This is a genomic window from Spirosoma soli, from assembly GCF_042684525.1.
Classification (GTDB): domain Bacteria; phylum Bacteroidota; class Bacteroidia; order Cytophagales; family Spirosomataceae; genus Spirosoma; species Spirosoma soli.
On record NZ_JBHULN010000002.1, the window covers coordinates 297500 to 315266 of the forward strand.

Consider the following 17767-nt stretch of genomic DNA (forward strand, 5'->3'; position numbering starts at 1 on the left):
CTTTCGCTCTTTCGCTCTTTCGCTCTTTCGCCATTTATGCCAACCGTCTCTATCATCACGATCACTTACAACGCCGAGCGGTTTCTGGAGCGTACGATTCTGAGTCTCGCGGCTCAGGAAACCACCAACTACGAGTACATCATCGTTGACGGAGCCTCAAAAGATGGTACGCTGGATATCATAAAGCGGCATGAGCACTTAATTACGAATTGGGTTTCGGAGCCTGACAAGGGCTTATACGATGCCATGAACAAAGGGCTACACCGAGCCACTGGCAATTATGTTTGGTTCATGAACGCAGGCGATGAACTGCATGACGCGCAAACGTTACCCAAATTGCTTGCCCAAATTAAGGCAACAAGTTCAGATATATATTATAGCGATGCGCTGTTCGTACGCGACGACGGCTCAACGGTTGGTCTGCGGAGCCAGGTTACTCCGCATACGTTACCCCGCAACCTTACCTGGCGAGACATGGCCCTTGGCATGAAAGTGTGCCATCAGGCCTTTGTGGCAAAACAGAGCATTGCGCCCGACTACCCAACCGATAACCTGAGCGCCGATTTAGATTGGGAGATTCGTTGCCTGAAAGCGGCTAAACGCATTGAATATGTGCCTTTCATCTTGTGCAAATACCTGATCGGCGGTTTGTCTGTACAGCAGCACCGACGCTCATTAACGGACCGGTTCAACGTGTTGGTTACGCATTTCGGATTGTTGCCAACTTTACTCAATCACGGGCAGATTCTATGGCGGGCGTGGCAATTTAAGAACCGACAAAACATCTCAACTTGAAGTGGGCGCTTATGAGATTTAATCCCCTACTTTGTGGAAAATACGTTAATCTAAATGGATAATTCCGTTGAGAGTGCCTTTAGATTGGGAAATGCCGATAAATTTGCGCGGTTCATTCCAGCAAATCCTTACCTTCTTTGTCCTTTTATCGCAAAAAATAAACTTAACCAATGAAAAGAATAGCTGTTTTTACCTCGGGTGGCGACGCGCCGGGTATGAACGCCTGCATTCGGGCGGTTGTCCGAGGGGCGGTCTATCACGGTCTCGAAGTATTTGGTATCCGCCGGGGGTACAGCGGAATGATAAACGGCGATATTTTTCAGATGTCTTCGCACTCAGTAAGCAATATTGTTCAGCGCGGAGGCACCATCCTGAAATCAGCCCGCAGTAAAGAATTTATGACGCCTGAAGGACGCGCCAAAGCCTATGATCAACTTCAGAAATTTGGTATTGAAGGTCTGGTTGCCATCGGCGGAAACGGTACGTTTACAGGAGCTACTCTCTTCTATGATGAGTACGGGATTCCGACGGTTGGCGCACCCGGTACTATTGATAACGACTTATACGGCACCGACTATACCATTGGTTTCGACACGGCTGTAAATACGGCGCTCGAAGCGATCGACAAAATCCGCGATACGGCTGACTCTCACGATCGCATCTTCTTTATTGAAGTAATGGGCCGCGACTCGGGCTACATCGCCATTCAGTCGGGTATTGCCGGTGGGGCTGAGTTAGTTATGGTACCCGAAGTATTAACGCCCATTTCTGAAGTAGTTGAAACGCTTAAATCGGGTTGGAGCCGCCAGAAAGCCTCATCCATCATTGTTGTCGCCGAAGGCGAAGAAGAAGGTAATGCTACTGAAATCTCCGAAAAAATCCGTCAGCAGGTCGAGTCGGATATTGATATGCGCGTAACAACGTTGGGGCACATTCAACGCGGAGGTATCCCAACGGCCTACGACCGGATTCTGGCCAGCCGTTTGGGCTTAGGCGCTTTAGAAGGGCTTATGAGTGGCGAGAAAAACGTAATGGCGGGCATTGTCAACAACGAGTTGGTATACACCCCGTTTAAAGATACCATCCGACTACCCAAGCCTATTAACGAGGACTTACTGAGGATGGTGAAAATCTTGTCGGTGTAAAGTATACTACTTAATGCATGGATCAGAAGTTTGGCTAAGTCACTGGTTTACGTTTAAGTAGACGGGTATTAGTTGTAACGCGAGTGGTAATCCGCGACCTCAGCTCCCTGTTGAGCATAGTCTGAGACTATGCTCTGGTGTTATCCGGTCTCTGACCGGTAGAGATGTACTAGTACCAACACCGGTCGGAGACCGGATAACGCCCGAGCGAAGTTTGAAACTTCGCTCAACAGCGCTGATGCAAACTGCTTCTGATTCATGACAATGAGTGACAACTAATTACCGCGTCAACAATATCCGACGGCTTTATACATCACGTAGCCAACCAGTTCTTTCACTAGAAAATAAGCGTCGGCGAAGGCTTCTTCGCTGGGTAGTAACCACTCGCCAGGGGCATACAGGCGTCGGTGGCTTAGAAAGCTACTGGGAAACGGCGTCACATTAACGCCTTCCTTCTGAAAACAGGCGGCTGCCCGGCGCATGTGAAAAGCAGATGTGACCAACACACAGCGATTCGTGTTGAAGCGCTGACGTAACACGTTCGCCGAAAAAACAGCGTTTTCGTGCGTATTACGCGACTTGTTTTCCAAAATAATATCACTCGGCCGAACGCCAGCTGTTATGAAAAATCGAGCAATCGTATGTCCTTCGTCACTAACGCTTTTCGCTTTAAACGGTAAGTTACCTTCGCCACCACTGATCAGGATTTTCCGTACAGCGCCGGTTTTATACAGGTACAGTGTTTGTCCGGCACGGTCGGCCTCTCGGTCGAGTAAGAAGCGGCTCGACTTATCCGGCGCTGGCATCTCTTTCATGACGTTAATCATGCCCCCGGTTAGCAAAACAGCAACCGACAGGGTTGAATCAACCGGTTTAGGTGCGGGTGCGTATTCCCAGGCGAGGGCTAACTCATTGGTCAAGAATGCATTGCTGAATAACCAGAAGATTCCTAACGCAGTACCGGCGAATTGACGCCGACGTAATGGTTTTTTGAGAAAAACGGCTAACATCAAACTTACCACCAACCATCCAGCGGGCGTGAGCAGATAATTCAGGGTTTTAGAAAAGAAATAAAACATAGACTAGGCAAGGCATGGCAAACGTTTTGTAGACAATAACTTACCGCCAAAAACCGTAAATTTGTCTCTATTCTGCCGCGAAGATACGTTCCTACTTGTATGAAACACCTCCTCCTGATTGGCCTCTTTGGCTTGTTTATAACTCCTGCTGCATGGGCGCAGTCGGCAACTACGGCGTCGTCTAGTGGATTCAAGATAACTGGCCACGTTAAGGGATTAAAAGATACAACCACCGTCTTGTTCGCTCACTACTTCGGCTCAGGGCAATATATTCCTAAGGACACCGCCCGATCTGATGCGAATGGGAATCTGGTTTTTGAAGGAAAGCAGCATTTACCAGAAGGGCTGTACATTACCGTATTACCCAAGAGCCGGTACGTTGAATTCATCATCACCGACGATCAGGAGTTTACCTTCGATACCGACACCGCCAACGTAATCAAGAATATGAAGGTCACCGGCTCGAAAGAAAATGAGCTGTTCTACGATTATCAGCAGCAGCTCGGCAGACTGTATGACGAAGCGCAGGCACTGAACTTACAGAAGAAAATACGTAATGATGCGGCATCGAATGCTTTGCTTGATAAGCAGATGAATGACCTGCAAAAGAAAGCCCAGGTTCAGCGTACTCAGTTCTTGAAGGACAACGCCAACACATTTGCCGTTAAATTATTGAAAGCGTCGGCCGAACCCGATGTTCCGCCAGCCCCTAAAGCCGCCAATGGGCGGCCCGATTCGGTTTGGGTTTTCAACTATTTCAAAAATCATTTTTGGGATGATTTCGATTTCTCCGACGAACGGTTCGTCCGGACGCCGGTCCTACAACGGAAGCTGGATCGTTACTTTAAAGAATTAACCGTACAAACGTCCGATTCCTTGATTAAAGAAGCGGATTACGTGGTTGGCAAAGCGCAGGCCGGCAAGAATAAAGAGATACTCTCATACACGATTTATTACATCACCAGTCAGTACGAACAACCCAAAGTGGTGGGAACCGACGGTGTATTTGTACACATGTTCGAAAAATACTACGCTACCGGCATTATGCCCGTAACGGACACCTCAACGATTCGCAAAATTGGGGAACGTGTAGCTACGCTTAAGCCGAACCTCGTCGGCAAAACACTCGTCGCGCCAAATGTGAGCGACACACTTCGTAAACCCATTGTGCTATCGAATATCAAAGCCGATTATACGGTCGTGTACTTCTACGCTCCTCACTGCGGACATTGCCGCGAGAGCGCTCCTAAAGTGCAGAAGTTCGTCGATGCTTACAAAGGCAAAGGCGTTGAAGTTGTAGCGATTGCCGTAGAAGACAGCCCTGAAGAATGGAAGAAGTTTATTAAAGAATTCAAGCTACAGAAAGCCATCAACGGTTTTGACTATACGTTCCGAACCAACTTTCAGCGTCAATATGACGTCTGGACCACGCCGACCGTCTACGTGCTCGATAAAAACAAAAAGATTTTAGCCCGTAAACTTCCGGCCGAAGACATTGAAAGCTTCATTCTTTTTCACAAAAAGCAAGCGGCTACTCAGAAACCAGCCGTGGCACCAGCCAATGCAAAGGCCAGCGTGAAGAAGTAAATGCCTGTTCACTTAGTTTGGCATAATAAAAAAGCCGCTTGGTTTAAGCAAGCGGCTTTTTTATTATGCCAAGTGTAACCAACGACTAATAAGTCTCATATTCAAACCGTATCTCTCCTCCACCCGTCGTAGCTTTCGTAGGTAACCCCTGGGCATTATATTCATATTGAGTTACTACTATTTGGGGAGTAGGATTTCCTTGAACCTCGGTGGTTACTTTGGTTACGTTATTTCGGTTGTATAAACTTGGAATTCCACTAACTCCTTCTAAGCCAATCAAACCATAAAAAGGATTGGCTTTGTCATCGTACTCATAAGTGACGTTTGTAGTCAGTCCTGCACGTAGTGGTCTTGTAATTTTTTGTATCAGATTATTACCAGCATAAGTTAAGTCAGAAGTTACACCGAAAGGGCTATTAACAGGAACCTCTGAAAATTGCCCTTTTTGATTCACTATAGGATATAAGGTATAATTTCTTCGTTCATCACCTTTAATATAATCTCCATTTATGATTGCTCTCAACGTAGAGGTAAGGACGTTTACCCCTCCTTCAGGATTAGCACTGTTATAAGTAAATAGATTGTACTCTCCTGGAAATGAGCCACCTGGAATTATAAAGAAAAACCTTTGAATCCGGTTTGTGTTTGCATATTCAAAGATGCCTTTATAATCACCCGATACAAATGAGGCTTCTCTACCCTGAGCATCGTAAAAGAATTCAGTGGTACCCGCTGAGCCTGGTACCGTACTAATGGTACGCTTGAGCCGAAGCCGTGGTTGTTGATTTTCATTGAGCCGATGGTCAGTACAAGACCAGAGGCTAACAACTAATGCGAGGGCCATTGCCCAGGATTTGGTTACAAAGTTCATTATGAATTGATTGAATGGATGGTGACGTTAAGTTTAAAATTGTGTGTTCGTTATAGAAGGCTTTCTTCTATTAAGAAGCTGATAAAGTTCTCTTTTGATAAGTGATCTGTTTCATGCTGAATATGTCGATTAGACTGCATAGATAGTTACAAGCCAGCAAGTCTGTATCACCAAATAATTAAGATTAGACCTGTACATGTGAGAATTTATTAATCGGTATTTTGAAAAGCACGCCGAAGAAATAGCAAAGAAAGGTTTGCCAGTGGTTTGAATGGCAAACGCCCCTCTGCACAGAGGGGCGTTTGCGTTAGGTAATGAACAGTATACGAAATAATAGCATATACTATTCCTCTTCTATCAATCAATTAACCGGTGTTCACCCATGCCAAAGGTAGGTTCACTCTCGTTTGTCAGCGTACGTCAGCATAACCGTTTAGGTTTATGTCACCAATGAATAATCACTCTCTTGACCAACCCTGATCGCTAAAACGATGGATTACACCAATCACATTTTATTATCGTTACTCCTCTTAAACCTTAGTGTGGCCCTCGGGGCAGGGCTCTATGAAACACGAATTGTTATTCCTTTGTGGTTTAGTAAACTGGCTACGTCTGTCTACCGGGTTAATGTAGACGCCATGCGGGACATAGACACCGGCCGGAAATTCTGGGCATTTACGACCACTATACCACTTACGCTCATTACGTTGGCTAATCTTGTCATGGCCTGGCAATCAAACCAACCCATGCGCGATTGGTGGATTGCCGCAGTGGTAGTAACCTGTATTGAGCGAGTGAGTACCTTCTCTTTTTTCATTCCAACGGCCCTTAAGCTTCAAAAGGCCGACCAACTTTCGTCTGCACAGGTTACTCGCTCCGTTTCGTTGTGGATTGTTCTTAACTACGTCCGAAATGCACTCACCCTTATAGCCTGGATACTGGCATTGCGGGCATTGTCATTATGAGAAAAACCTTCAAATAAATGTATTTGCAGGCGGGCAGCTATTTCATCTTTGTTCGCTTCACGAGATAGGCCGTCAAAATCTGATCAAAGCCTTGGGCAATGTCGGCTTCGATGAAGTCGATTTTGTACTGGCCACACCGCATTTTCAACTCCTGGAAATACGATCTAACCGCCTGCTGATACGTTTCACGTACCTGACCCGGCTGCAATTTTACCTTCTCTCCCGTTTCTAAGTCAATGAACTCATACGGGCGTTCGTCGAATGAGAAATCTTCTTCTGTTTTCTTGTCGGTAACGTGAAATACCAGCACCTCATGCAGATTGTGGCGCAGGTGCTGCAAGGCCGAAAACAACGCATCACTTTTCTCGGCGTTCTCGAACATATCACTGAAGATAACCACCAGCGACCGCTTGTTGATCTTCTCGGCTACCTGATGGATGACGTCGGCCGCCGAGGTCTTACGTAACGGCTTAGGCTGCTGCATTAACAGGTCCAGCTGCGTGAACAGCTTGTGCACGTGCGAAGGCGTCGATTTTGTCGGCGTCTGCAAATCAATCGTATCGGCGAAGGTGGTCAGGCTAACGGCGTCTTTTTGACGCTGGAGCATATACGCTAAGCAAGCCGACGCCATGACGCTAAAGGTCATCTTCCCGTAATTCGCTTCCGGATAATACATGGATGACGACGTATCGATCAGTAAATGGCAACGCAGGTTCGTTTCCTCTTCGTAGCGTTTAACGAACAATTTTTCGGTTTTGCCGTATACCTTCCAGTCGATGTGCCGCGTTGTTTCGCCCGTATTGTAAAGCCGGTGTTCGGCAAATTCCACCGAAAAGCCATGAAAAGGCGATTTATGAAGTCCAGTGATGAATCCTTCGACTAACTGGCGAGCCAGAAACTCGACGTTACCAAACGAGCGTACCTGACCAAGATTAAGGGGCTGTTTCATGGGATGAATCTAAGCAACGGGTTAAAGGGCTCCGCTCGGCGGTCCGACGCTTAAGTGGTCTGCCGACCTCACGGGTTGCTAAGATAGTAACGAAAAAACCGAACCGTTCGATACCCCAGCCAGGAATTGCATAAAGGGGTACTAAACGGTTCGGTTTGCGTAACGCGGTAGTCTACAGAACCGGCTCCAGCATCGGCTGAAAATCGGCGGGTGTAGTGAAAACCGATAAGACAGGGGCATAAGCAACATCGCGGCCTTTGCCAACAACCCGAAGTGACACATTAGCAACTCCCCTGGAAACCATGCCAAGGGCGTGAGCAGCTGCGTGGGTTAAATCGATCACCCGACCTTTCGAAAAAGGACCCCGATCATTGATTCGTACAATTATTGATCGTTGGTTGTCCAGGTTGGTGACCTCCACTAAGGTGTTTAAAGGAAGGGATCGGTGAGCGCCGGCGAGGGATTCGGCATCAACACGCTCACCATAAGCGGTCTTACGACCATTAAACTTCTTGGAATAAAAAGACGCTTTGCCTTTCTGTATGAGGCCCGGAAGGGCCTCCGCCGGTTTTATGCCACTAAAAAACAGCATAAGAGACATGATTAAACTCATACAGCTTTTGGTTACGTGAAAAAATAGACGGAGGGAATGTCAATTGACATCACACATCCCCTCCGTCTCCAAAAAGTGCAACTCCTGTAAACAAAGATAAACCGAACAGGCTTAACAACCAAGCGTTTAGCCAAAAAACTGTGGAGCGGTCTCCACAACTCTATCAACATTTAGGGTTATTTATTCCCCAAATATATTTCCCTGCTTTCTTTTTGTTCTTACCCGTTTGAACGTACTTTAGCGGTTGTGAACGTACTAAACCTCACGGATTGTGGACGAAAGAGAACGAGAGAAAATCTACTCAAAACGGGTTAGGGCGGGGAAACGAACTTATTTTTTCGATGTCAAATCCACCCGCGCCAACGACTATTACCTCACCATCACAGAGAGCCGGCGTCACCCGCAGGGTGAAGGATTTGTGTACGAAAAACACAAGATGTTCCTCTATAAAGAAGACTTCGATAAATTTATTGAAGCCCTTCAGGAAACGGTCGAACACGTCAAAACTGAGCTCATGCCCGACGTCGATTTTACGCAGTTTGCCCAACGCGAGCGGGACGAGCAAGATGACTTCGCCAGCGAATTGAAGTGGGAGTAATCAAATCAAAAATTGATCGAATGAATCAACTGTACATTTAATAGTTTAGAAGTAAATACTATTATCAGGTAACTTACCTGCATCATTAGCCTTCGGCTCATGCCGAAGGCTTTTTTTGTGGTCCGCCACTAGGGTTGTATTTTTGTGGAAAACTTAAAAAGAGTGAATGAGCGAATGAGCGAACGAGTGGCTTAACTGTATATCAGCATAATCACTCATTCACTCATTCACTCATTCGCTCATTGACATATGGGCTTACAATGTGGAATCGTAGGTTTACCAAACGTAGGTAAATCGACCTTATTTAACGCAATTTCGAGTGGGAAGGCCGAAGCGGCTAACTACCCATTCTGCACAATAGAACCAAACGTTGGCGTCGTGACGGTGCCCGATGAGCGGTTAGACACGCTCGAAGGGCTCGTGAAGCCACAGCGAGTCGTACCGACCATCATCGAGTTTGTGGACATTGCCGGACTCGTGAAAGGTGCAAGCCAGGGTGCCGGACTAGGCAACAAGTTCCTGGCTAATATCCGGGAAGTGGATGCCATCGTACACGTTATTCGCTGTTTTGAGGATGAAAACATCGTCCACGTGGAAGGCAAGGTGAATCCGGTTGCCGACAAAGAAATCATTGATGCCGAACTTCAGCTGAAAGATTTAGAGTCGGTCGATAAGAAGATTCAACGGATTGCGAAAGCTGCCCAGGTGGGCGATGCCAAAGCAAAAGCCGAGCTAGAGGTACTAAAGCAATATAAAACGGCACTGGAAGCCGGTAAAAGTGCTCGTACGGTACAGATTTCCCCTGAAGATCGCGAAGCAGCCATTGGCGACATCTCGTTGTTGACCATCAAGCCTGTTATTTACGTAGCCAATGTGGACGAAGGTTCGCTGCCAAACGGCAATGCGTATTCCGATACGCTCCGTGAGGCCGTAAAAGACGAAGGTGCCGAAGTGATCGTGATCAGCGCAGGCATCGAGTCGCAGATTGCCGAAATCGAAGACCCCGAAGAGCGCGAGATGTTCCTGAGCGAATATGGCCTGACCGAATCGGGCCTGAGCAAACTGATTAAGGCGTCTTACAGACTGCTGGGCCTGATCACGTATTTTACGGCCGGTGTTAAAGAGGTGCGAGCCTGGACCATTCATCAGGGCTGGAAAGCCCCACAGGCCGCAGGTGTGATCCACTCTGATTTTGAGAAGAAGTTCATTCGGGCGCAGGTCATGAAATTGCCCGACTTTGTTCAGTTCAAAACCGAAGCGGGCGTTCGTGAAGCGGGCAAACTAGCGGTTGAAGGAAAAGAATATGTCGTTCAGGACGGCGATATTATGGAGTTTCTGCACAGCGCATAAAACAGGGCGGACATCTTGTCCGCCTTTTTTATTGATAGATCACTGGATAGTTTGTTACTTATAGTAAAGAAAAGTTATACGCCGTTCGGTTATGATAAAGCCCGCATCAACGTCTACAATTCGGTTATTCGGTTTGCTGACAGCTGCGACCCTATACTATTACAAAAATAGCCTTGCTGACTATATCGTACAGGAACTAAGTATCAGTTCAATGTTCATCGCTGATCTCACACTATTGACTATAGTGTTAGTGATTGTATTAATCCTGAAAGTCAGTCTCCAAATTAACCTACTATCATTTCTCCCCTTAGGCTACCTGATGGCCATCTATTTTTCTTTCGTTTATCTGCCTGACTACGTATGGATTCCTTTGATGGCGGTTGTGCTGATTATTATCTGGTACTTCCTATCGTACAGACCTTACAAAGAGGCCATGCAAGAAGAGGAAACAGACTAATCACTTCCGCTTGTTCAGCCCTATTCTTCGATACGATACTAATTGATCGGCGCGGGCTGCGGGCGGGCGATGGTACACAAACACCTCGTAATCATTTTCCGTCGCCGAAAAGCTGCCTTCGATGAAGCTCTCATCTACTTTCGACGGCTGGCTGACTGACTGCAGGATGTAATCATAATTGTAAACGCCCTGTTTCAGCAATACAGCAGCCCGATACGCTCCCAGTGTTGGGTCGAAGGTCATGCGGTTACGGTCGTCCAGTCTCCACAGGTTAAAAGCTCCATTTACGTAGACATCGGCACCCGGTACCTGAGCCGTTTTGAGTGTAAACACCGTCTCAACGTAATCGCCGTTAATGGCCCCATTGCCCGTTTCTCGCTGGTCGATGACGTATTGCCCGTTGAAATCATCACTTTGGATATAAGGTCCCCGGCTGCGCTGCTGGTCGACCTGCACGTAAGCGATGTTACGGTCAGCGGGTCGTTCGATGCGGTCGATATAGTTAGCGCGGGAAAGCACCGTCCGTATGTCGAAGAACCGGAATTCGTTGCCACCGGGCATGGTGTTGCTCAGATCGATCAAACGGTATTCCAGCACCTGGTCAAACGCCCGGACGTTGGTTGGACGCAGCCCCCTGATCTCGCGGTCGTCACGGTAATTCTGCCGGATAACCACTTTAAAATCATCCTGTGGCGAAATGACCTGGTAACCTTTATAGTCAATTGTCAGATCAATTTGCTGATCCGAAAACTGCCGTGACGGGTCCGTAGAGAAGCGTCCACCCGCTCCTACTGTCAATCGGTTTTGGTATGTCATAAACCGACGCGTCAGAATAATATTCTCGCGATTGCGCTCGTCGTAAACCACCAGCAGATAGTTACCGGGTAGTTTAACCCGGGGAACAGTAAAGCGATAGTGATAGTACGGAATTTTGGTGTTGATCGACACCTGATAATCCGTAATTGGATTATCATTGTATTCATACGTAAATTCAATATCATTAAGCACCGAGCGCTGCCAATCGGCGTTGCAATGGATTAACTTGGCCCGGAACGACCGATAATTAGCCGTCAGATCATCGAACTCAAGTTGCAGGTTCACTTGCTCATCGAGTGATATGACCGGTGGATTTAACGTTAAGGCAGGATCGTTGGGATTACCCCCCACGAGTGGATACAGCAATACCGTTTCAACTTTAGGGTCATGAATTCGGTCTACGGGTTGAAGTTGCTGGGCAAATCCTGGAGTCAGTACCCACCCTAGTATAAGGCAAATAAGTAGTCGGCGATATGCGATCATTCAACGTAATTTTCAATAGGAAACGGTTAGTAAACGTTGATAAACTCGTATAGTTGCGTAAAACCAGTAAGATTCCCTGGCACAGAACCTAATCAAATATGGTTGATTACAATCCAAAAGAGTGGTTTCGATTCCTGACAACATTGAATCGGGCCGATACGGTGCGGAAGTTGCTTCCGGTTATCATAGGCATTGGCCTGTATTCCTTCATTGTCGTTCACGCCATCGAACTAGTTGGCCTAGCCGATAATCCCCACCTGAAGAACTTTTCGCTGTTGCACACCCTACTTAGTTTTGTGATCTCGATGCTGCTCGTCTTCCGCACGAATACCGCCTACGACCGCTGGTGGGAAGGCCGCAAGCTATGGGGATCACTAGTGAACAACAGCCGCAACTTAGCGCTTAAACTGCACCAGCTATTAGGTCCCGAGGACGCAGAAACTCGGCAGTTCTTTCAGGCGATGATTCCCAACTTTGCCTTCTCACTGAAGAACCACCTGCGTCATCAATCAACCGAAAAAGAATTCGCCCCCAGCCCTTCGTTTAGCCTATCTAATTTACAACTGAACGAACACGTACCGCAGCAAATCGCGCTGGCTATTTTTGGTAAGATTAACGACTTACAACGTCAGGGCACTTTATTACCAGAACACCTATTACTGCTCAACACCGAAGTTCAGTCACTCATGGATATTTGCGGAGCCTGCGAGCGCATCCGAAATACCCCTATTCCTTATTCTTACAGCTCGTTTATTAAAAAATTCATCTTCACGTACTGTATTACGTTACCGCTGGGTTACGTTTCCAATCTGCATTACTTGGTGATTCCGTTCGTCATGTTTGTGTTCTACGTGCTAGCCAGTCTGGAAATCATTGCCGAAGAAATTGAGAATCCGTTTGGCATGGACGCTAACGACCTACCCGTCGATACCATTTGCCAGGGCATTCAGCAGACCGTTTCGCAGGCGCTTAAAACGCATTCGCTGACAACGGCTTCGTGAAGTACCAGAACGATAACTAACAGGTTGTTAGACGGTATAGGCATAATTTGTATTTTGCATACAGAACATCTCACTCATCCCGGCTATGACCTTAACCTCTACAAAAACTTGCCCCAACTGCACAGCCGATTTAGAAACAGAGTTTAGATACTGTCCCAGTTGTGGTCAGGATGCGCACATCCACCGCTTTAACCTGCCACATATATTCCACGAAGTTTTTCACGCCTTCACCCATGCCGACAAAGGTGTTTTTAAACTGACCAAAGCGTTGGCCACTCAGCCGGGCATTGCTGCTCGTGAGTATGTGTTAGAAGGAAAACGCAAAAAATATTTCAATCCGTTTACGTTCCTGTTGTTAGTGTTAGGACTTAACATCACTGTCAATAGCTTCATCAAACCGTATACGGGGCGAGCCAATCCAGCAGCCACGTCAGCACAGCAGGTGTCGCCAGCCATACCTAAGGCATCACAACCTCGTACTGAACGTCAGCGGGCGGCTATGGCCTTTATTGAAAAGCACATCAATATTGTTGGTTTGGTGGCCATACCAGTGTTCACGTTGGTATTCTGGCTATACTTCCGGCGCACCGACATTAATTACGCCGAGCATCTGGTCGCCAATGTCTTCTTCTCCAGCTTTTTCTCGCTGGTCAGCATCATTGTGACCCTCACGTTAGGGTTACTATTAAACGCCTACTTGCCCTTTCTGAACCGCCTGCTGCTCTTATTCCAGCTGTCTTACTTAACCGTTGCTTATTACCAGTTTCTCAATTACAATCGACCTATTCAATATTTCAAGACTGGGGCAGCTACGTTGTTAGCCTTATTGAGTTGGGTTGCCTTTTCAAGTGGAGCCATTTTCATCTACATTCTTCTAGGATAACATGAATGCCGTCTTAGCTGAGTAAGCGATTTGAATCTATACTTACCCAGAGTAAGCAGAATTATAATAAAAAAGCCGCCAGTAATGAATACCAGCGGCTTTTCAACAAGAATATATCGTTAATTACGCTAGCTTCTTTTCCCACTCTTCGGCTTCCAGCATGGCGGTTTCCCATTCATTCTGTAATTGATTAATCTCTGCCGTTACGCGTCGATACTCATCGTTTTTAGCCTGCATCAGCTTATCATCGCCATACGTTGCGGGGTCAGCCAACTCGGTTTCGAGCCGTTTTTTACGCTCTTCCAGTTTACTGATCTTCATTTCGGAATCTTCAGCTTGCTGAGTTAACTTTTTCAATGTCTTCTGCCATTCCTTTCGTTCTTCATCAGATGCCCGACCGTTAGTAGTTTTCTGCCCATTTCCGTTCACCGAATGGCCGTTGGTCGATGGCGCAGAGACAGATTTCGGTGGCTCAGGCTTACTCTTTTCAGAATCACCTCCTCGGCCTTCCTTACGTTCCTCTTGCCACCACTCATATTCATCGTACGTGCCGGGGTATTCTTTGATCTGCTCGTCTTCGATGTACCAGATTTTATTGGCGATCTGCGAAACGAAGTACCGGTCGTGCGAAACCACTACGTATGTGCCTTCGTATTGTTCGAGGGCCTGAATCAGGATGTTCACCGACTGCATGTCCAGGTGGTTGGTCGGCTCGTCAAGCAGCAGGAAGTTGGCTTGTGAAAGCAACACCTTAGCCAGCGCTACGCGGGATTTTTCGCCCCCCGACAACACCTTAATCTTTTTAAACACCTCATCGTTTGAGAACAAAAAGCAACCTAGTACCCCCCGCAATTCACCTTCCGTTTTAGTCGGGTTGGCGTGCTTTAGTTCTTCCAGCAAACTGTCCTCTACACTCAGCGACTCTAATTGGTGCTGCGCGTAGAAACTGAACGACACGTTATGCCCCAATTGCCGACGACCATCGTTAAGCGGTTCTGAGCCAGAAATAATCCGTAAGAGCGTAGACTTACCACGGCCATTAGCACCAATCAGCGCTACCTTATCGCCCCGTTCGAGCCGAATATCAGCATGGGTAAGAATGCGCTTAGGACCATAGTGCTTCGTAATATCATCAAGGTGCAGAATATGGCGACCTGGCTGGGTAGAGAACTGGAATTTGAAGTTTACCCGTGCCGTTTCGTCAATGACCGCATCTACTAATTCCATGCGAGCCAGTTGCTTTACGCGGCTTTGAGCTTGCTTAGCTTTGGTAGCTTTCGCCTTAAAGCGTTCAATGAATCGCTCTGTCTGCCTAATTTTCGCCTGCTGGTTCTCATAGGCTCCCTTCTGAATTTCGTTACGTAACGCCTTTTCTTCCAGATAGAATGAGTAATTACCAGGGTAGTAGTTGAGTTTAGCACCCGCCACTTCCACAGTTACATCAATAACATTATCGAGAAACTCACGGTCGTGCGAAACAACGATCACCGCTCCTTCGTAGGTCTGAATATATTTTTCAACCCACTGAATAGAAGGAAGGTCCAAGTGGTTGGTTGGCTCGTCAAGCATTAATAGCGACGGCTTCTGCAATAGCAGTTTAGCCAGCATAACCCGCATCCGCCAGCCACCCGAGAATTGCTTCAGTGGCTGATGCAGATCGTCGGTCGAAAAGCCAAGACCTTCCAGAATTTCCTCTGCCTTCGACTGGATTGTATATCCATCCAGCGCGTCAAACTCTTCCTGCACTTTACCGAGTTTATCAACCAGTTCATCGCGGTAGTTGGTCTCCATTTCGTGGAGCAACTCATCAATCTGCTTTTGCAACTGGTTCTGCCGGGCAAACGCCTGCATAGCCACCGACAGAATTGAGTCGTCGGTCTGGTACGAAAGCAAATCCTGATTCAGGAAACCAAGCGTAACATCGCCTGCTTTGGAGATAGTACCGCCATCGGGCTGATACTCTCCATTGATAATGCGAAGCAACGTCGACTTACCGGTGCCGTTGAGACCAATCAGACCGATTTTTTGGTTAGGCTTGATGTGGAGCGAGGCATTTTCATAGAGCGCCCGGCTGCCGAGATAGTACGATAGGTTTGTGATGGAAATCATGACGCAAATTTACCAAAAATAGAACGGATACTTGCGTTATTAAATTCCTCACCATTATATTTGCAGCCTCAAATGCAGCAAATAGGCTTTTCACCTATTGCTTGTGCCTCCTTAGCTCAGCTGGTAGAGCGACGCATTCGTAATGCGTAGGTCGCAGGTTCGAATCCCGTAGGAGGCTCTTTTTTCTTATAAAGGCTAATCAGTTAATGAGTGTAATAGCTCAAAATCAACTGGTTAGCCTTTTTTCTTTATCTAGCCTTATTAAAATAAATACGGTTTTGTAAAGTAAATCCGTCCCCTATTCCGTCCCCTCGTAAAGATATAATTCGTAACTTGGTGGTGACCAAACCAAGTTAGACCAGTGAAAACCATATCTGATAAGGACGTTAAGTTCCTGCTCAAAGACGCCCGCGCTGACCGGCCAACGCTCATTAACCTTGTTTTTCGATACGAAAACACCCGGTTTAAGACCTCAACCGGCCTGACTATTGAGCCGTACCAGTGGAACGCAACCGCCCAACGTGCCTACACCAATCAAAAGAGCCGGGCCGCTCGTGAACCGTTTGAAACGTTAAACGCTCACCTCGACCGTTGGCGGTCAGCAACCAAGAAGGTTTTAACCGCGCTGCAACTCGCTCAAATCCCGCTCGACAACGAAACGATCAAACAACACCTTGACACAGAATTAGGCCGGGCAAAGAAAGTTAAACCCGTTGATGATGTAGCGGTAGTACATGAGCCGTTTACGGCCTATATCGAACGATTCGTTACAGAGGCAAAGGCAGGTAAACGGCTAAACGCTCGTAGCGTTCATTACGCAGCCTACACCCTAGCCGGGTACATGAAACTGAAACGTGTTCTGGAGCGGTATCGAACCGAAACAGGAAACTCTACCGATTACGACGCCTATACGCTTGACTACTACAACGCCTTCAAACTATGGCTAACCGGCCGGGGTCTGACGCTCAACTATGTAGGTACGCTGCTGAAGGACTTGAAAGTAATGCTGAAACAGGCCCATTATGACGGGATGCACACGAACTTAATCTTTCAGCATCGTGATTTTAAAAAGTTGGTGGAGGACGTAGATAACGTTTACCTGACTGACGACGAACTAACTCAACTTTATAGCCTCAACTTATCTACTAACTCCCGGCTTGACCGCGTTCGTGACCTGTTCCTGATTGGTTGTTACACAGGTTTACGTTTCTCCGACTTCTCAGAGCTAAGACCGGAAAACATTACCCACAACGGCCGTATTTTGACGCGTAAGACGCTCAAAACATCGGAACGGGTTTCCATACCTCTTAACCCTAAAGTGCTATCTATTCTGGCAAAGTATGAAGGCATACCACCGCGCACGATTACGAACCAGAAGATGAACGACTATTTAAAAGAGTTGTGCCGCCTAGCCGGGTTGACTGACGCCGTAGAAGTGAGCCGGACCAAAGGCGGTAGGAAGGAAACGCGCTATTTAGAAAAGTGCGAAATGGTTACGACCCACACCGCCCGCCGTTCGTTCGCTACCAACGCATTTTTAGCAAAGGTTCCGACCGTTTCAATAATGAAGATTACTGGCCACCGTTCGGAGGCTGTGTTTTTGCGCTATATCAAAATTTCATCGGAGCAAAACGCGCTGTTGATGCTGGAGCATCCGCATTTTTCGGGTATTGCCTCAACCGTTCCGGTTTTACTCTTGCACAAAGTAGCCTGACCTATTCAATGGGAAATCAATTACCAGACTGTGAAAAGGCACGAGTTGAGGATATTAAATTGTATAAGTACCTACTCAATCCTAACCACCCCGACGGAAAGAGCAAGGCCCGGTTTTACGAACTCATTGGCTATCCTATTGACAAAGGCGAACAACTACGGGCCGACCTGCTACGGTTGGCCTGTTCTGGTTCGGTTGTTGATGAATTACCCAACCGGGTAGGGCGTAAATACGTCGTTGTTGGCTCGATTGATGCCCCCAACGGTAAAACATACCTATTGTTAACCGTTTGGGCGGTTGAGCCGCCTGATGAGGAACCAAGATTAATAACTGCATACCCAACTAGCTAAAA

At 47.1% G+C, this 17767-nt stretch carries 17 protein-coding genes and 1 tRNA gene; 12 read left to right on the forward strand and 6 right to left on the reverse strand.

Going from position 1 to position 17767, the window contains the following annotated elements:
- Positions 1-36 precede the first annotated feature (36 nt).
- Entirely contained in the window at positions 37-795 is a 759-nt protein-coding gene (locus tag ACFSUS_RS04835; RefSeq protein ID WP_381519852.1) for a glycosyltransferase family 2 protein, read from the forward strand.
- Between the two features lie 170 nt (positions 796-965).
- Positions 966-1940 carry a 6-phosphofructokinase gene (pfkA, locus tag ACFSUS_RS04840; RefSeq protein WP_381519854.1) on the forward strand — a complete coding sequence of 325 codons (975 nt, stop codon included), beginning with the start codon at positions 966-968 and terminating at the stop codon, positions 1938-1940.
- 287 nt (positions 1941-2227) lie between these two features.
- On the opposite strand, the gene ACFSUS_RS04845 is transcribed toward pfkA, so the two are convergent.
- Entirely contained in the window at positions 2228-3019 is a 792-nt protein-coding gene (locus tag ACFSUS_RS04845; protein ID WP_381519857.1) for a YdcF family protein, read from the reverse strand.
- Positions 3020-3118: 99 nt separating this feature from the next.
- On the opposite strand from ACFSUS_RS04845, the gene ACFSUS_RS04850 reads away from it, so the two are divergent.
- Positions 3119-4606 carry a thioredoxin-like domain-containing protein gene (locus ACFSUS_RS04850; RefSeq protein ID WP_381519860.1) on the forward strand — a complete coding sequence of 496 codons (1488 nt, stop codon included), beginning with the start codon at positions 3119-3121 and terminating at the stop codon, positions 4604-4606.
- Between the two features lie 85 nt (positions 4607-4691).
- Here ACFSUS_RS04850 and ACFSUS_RS04855 read toward each other — a convergent pair whose 3' ends face one another.
- Positions 4692-5477, reverse strand: a complete 786-nt coding sequence (locus tag ACFSUS_RS04855) for a hypothetical protein (RefSeq protein WP_381519863.1) — start codon at positions 5475-5477, stop codon at positions 4692-4694.
- 491 nt (positions 5478-5968) lie between these two features.
- Between ACFSUS_RS04855 and ACFSUS_RS04860 the strand changes: the two genes are divergently transcribed.
- Positions 5969-6442, forward strand: a complete 474-nt coding sequence (locus ACFSUS_RS04860; RefSeq protein ID WP_381519866.1) for a DUF1772 domain-containing protein — start codon at positions 5969-5971, stop codon at positions 6440-6442.
- Positions 6443-6479: 37 nt separating this feature from the next.
- On the opposite strand, the gene ACFSUS_RS04865 is transcribed toward ACFSUS_RS04860, so the two are convergent.
- Positions 6480-7391 (reverse strand): DUF58 domain-containing protein, encoded by a 912-nt coding sequence (locus ACFSUS_RS04865; protein WP_381519869.1) that lies wholly within the window; start codon positions 7389-7391, stop codon positions 6480-6482.
- 172 nt (positions 7392-7563) lie between these two features.
- Positions 7564-8004: a septal ring lytic transglycosylase RlpA family protein gene (locus tag ACFSUS_RS04870; RefSeq protein ID WP_381519872.1), complete on the reverse strand. Its 441-nt coding sequence runs from the start codon at positions 8002-8004 to the stop codon at positions 7564-7566.
- Between the two features lie 271 nt (positions 8005-8275).
- On the opposite strand from ACFSUS_RS04870, the gene ACFSUS_RS04875 reads away from it, so the two are divergent.
- The 3 genes from ACFSUS_RS04875 to ACFSUS_RS04885 all read left to right on the forward strand — a co-directional run bounded on the left by ACFSUS_RS04875 (position 8276) and on the right by ACFSUS_RS04885 (position 10409).
- Positions 8276-8602, forward strand: a complete 327-nt coding sequence (locus ACFSUS_RS04875; RefSeq protein WP_381519875.1) for a DUF3276 family protein — start codon at positions 8276-8278, stop codon at positions 8600-8602.
- A 249-nt stretch (positions 8603-8851) separates the two neighbouring features.
- Positions 8852-9952: a redox-regulated ATPase YchF gene (gene ychF, locus ACFSUS_RS04880; RefSeq protein ID WP_381519878.1), complete on the forward strand. Its 1101-nt coding sequence runs from the start codon at positions 8852-8854 to the stop codon at positions 9950-9952.
- A gap of 91 nt (positions 9953-10043) precedes the next feature.
- Positions 10044-10409 carry a hypothetical protein gene (locus ACFSUS_RS04885; RefSeq protein ID WP_381519881.1) on the forward strand — a complete coding sequence of 122 codons (366 nt, stop codon included), beginning with the start codon at positions 10044-10046 and terminating at the stop codon, positions 10407-10409.
- Here the strand turns inward: ACFSUS_RS04885 and ACFSUS_RS04890 are convergent, their stop codons facing one another.
- Positions 10410-11708, reverse strand: coding sequence for a type IX secretion system plug protein (locus ACFSUS_RS04890; RefSeq protein ID WP_381519884.1), 1299 nt, complete (start codon positions 11706-11708; stop codon positions 10410-10412).
- Between the two features lie 98 nt (positions 11709-11806).
- On the opposite strand from ACFSUS_RS04890, the gene ACFSUS_RS04895 reads away from it, so the two are divergent.
- On the forward strand, positions 11807-12709 hold the full coding sequence (locus ACFSUS_RS04895) for a bestrophin family protein (RefSeq protein ID WP_381519887.1): 903 nt from the start codon (positions 11807-11809) through the stop codon (positions 12707-12709).
- An 85-nt stretch (positions 12710-12794) separates the two neighbouring features.
- Positions 12795-13592, forward strand: coding sequence for a DUF3667 domain-containing protein (locus ACFSUS_RS04900; RefSeq protein ID WP_381519890.1), 798 nt, complete (start codon positions 12795-12797; stop codon positions 13590-13592).
- A gap of 123 nt (positions 13593-13715) precedes the next feature.
- Here ACFSUS_RS04900 and ACFSUS_RS04905 read toward each other — a convergent pair whose 3' ends face one another.
- The gene (locus tag ACFSUS_RS04905) at positions 13716-15701 is read right to left on the reverse strand and encodes an ABC-F family ATP-binding cassette domain-containing protein (RefSeq protein ID WP_381519893.1); all 1986 of its coding nucleotides are present in this window, start codon (positions 15699-15701) and stop codon (positions 13716-13718) included.
- A gap of 105 nt (positions 15702-15806) precedes the next feature.
- On the opposite strand from ACFSUS_RS04905, the gene ACFSUS_RS04910 reads away from it, so the two are divergent.
- From ACFSUS_RS04910 to ACFSUS_RS04920, 3 genes are all read left to right on the forward strand, one after another.
- Positions 15807-15879: transfer RNA gene (locus ACFSUS_RS04910), tRNA-Thr, on the forward strand.
- Positions 15880-16062: 183 nt separating this feature from the next.
- Positions 16063-17415, forward strand: coding sequence for a site-specific integrase (locus ACFSUS_RS04915; RefSeq protein ID WP_381519896.1), 1353 nt, complete (start codon positions 16063-16065; stop codon positions 17413-17415).
- Positions 17416-17423: 8 nt separating this feature from the next.
- On the forward strand, positions 17424-17765 hold the full coding sequence (locus ACFSUS_RS04920) for a DUF6883 domain-containing protein (RefSeq protein WP_381519899.1): 342 nt from the start codon (positions 17424-17426) through the stop codon (positions 17763-17765).
- Positions 17766-17767: the final 2 nt, after the last annotated feature.

What these genes read in the sequence shown, in the direction of transcription:
- ACFSUS_RS04835 (WP_381519852.1), top strand. Translation starts at nt 37, where the DNA reads ATGCCAACCGTCTCTATCATCACGATCACTTACAACGCCGAGCGGTTT.
- pfkA (WP_381519854.1), top strand. Translation starts at nt 966, where the DNA reads ATGAAAAGAATAGCTGTTTTTACCTCGGGTGGCGACGCGCCGGGTATG.
- ACFSUS_RS04845 (WP_381519857.1), bottom strand. Translation starts at nt 3,019, where the DNA reads ATGTTTTATTTCTTTTCTAAAACCCTGAATTATCTGCTCACGCCCGCT.
- ACFSUS_RS04850 (WP_381519860.1), top strand. Translation starts at nt 3,119, where the DNA reads ATGAAACACCTCCTCCTGATTGGCCTCTTTGGCTTGTTTATAACTCCT.
- ACFSUS_RS04855 (WP_381519863.1), bottom strand. Translation starts at nt 5,477, where the DNA reads ATGAACTTTGTAACCAAATCCTGGGCAATGGCCCTCGCATTAGTTGTT.
- ACFSUS_RS04860 (WP_381519866.1), top strand. Translation starts at nt 5,969, where the DNA reads ATGGATTACACCAATCACATTTTATTATCGTTACTCCTCTTAAACCTT.
- ACFSUS_RS04865 (WP_381519869.1), bottom strand. Translation starts at nt 7,391, where the DNA reads ATGAAACAGCCCCTTAATCTTGGTCAGGTACGCTCGTTTGGTAACGTC.
- ACFSUS_RS04870 (WP_381519872.1), bottom strand. Translation starts at nt 8,004, where the DNA reads ATGAGTTTAATCATGTCTCTTATGCTGTTTTTTAGTGGCATAAAACCG.
- ychF (WP_381519878.1), top strand. Translation starts at nt 8,852, where the DNA reads ATGGGCTTACAATGTGGAATCGTAGGTTTACCAAACGTAGGTAAATCG.
- ACFSUS_RS04885 (WP_381519881.1), top strand. Translation starts at nt 10,044, where the DNA reads ATGATAAAGCCCGCATCAACGTCTACAATTCGGTTATTCGGTTTGCTG.
- ACFSUS_RS04890 (WP_381519884.1), bottom strand. Translation starts at nt 11,708, where the DNA reads ATGATCGCATATCGCCGACTACTTATTTGCCTTATACTAGGGTGGGTA.
- ACFSUS_RS04895 (WP_381519887.1), top strand. Translation starts at nt 11,807, where the DNA reads ATGGTTGATTACAATCCAAAAGAGTGGTTTCGATTCCTGACAACATTG.
- ACFSUS_RS04900 (WP_381519890.1), top strand. Translation starts at nt 12,795, where the DNA reads ATGACCTTAACCTCTACAAAAACTTGCCCCAACTGCACAGCCGATTTA.
- ACFSUS_RS04905 (WP_381519893.1), bottom strand. Translation starts at nt 15,701, where the DNA reads ATGATTTCCATCACAAACCTATCGTACTATCTCGGCAGCCGGGCGCTC.
- ACFSUS_RS04920 (WP_381519899.1), top strand. Translation starts at nt 17,424, where the DNA reads ATGGGAAATCAATTACCAGACTGTGAAAAGGCACGAGTTGAGGATATT.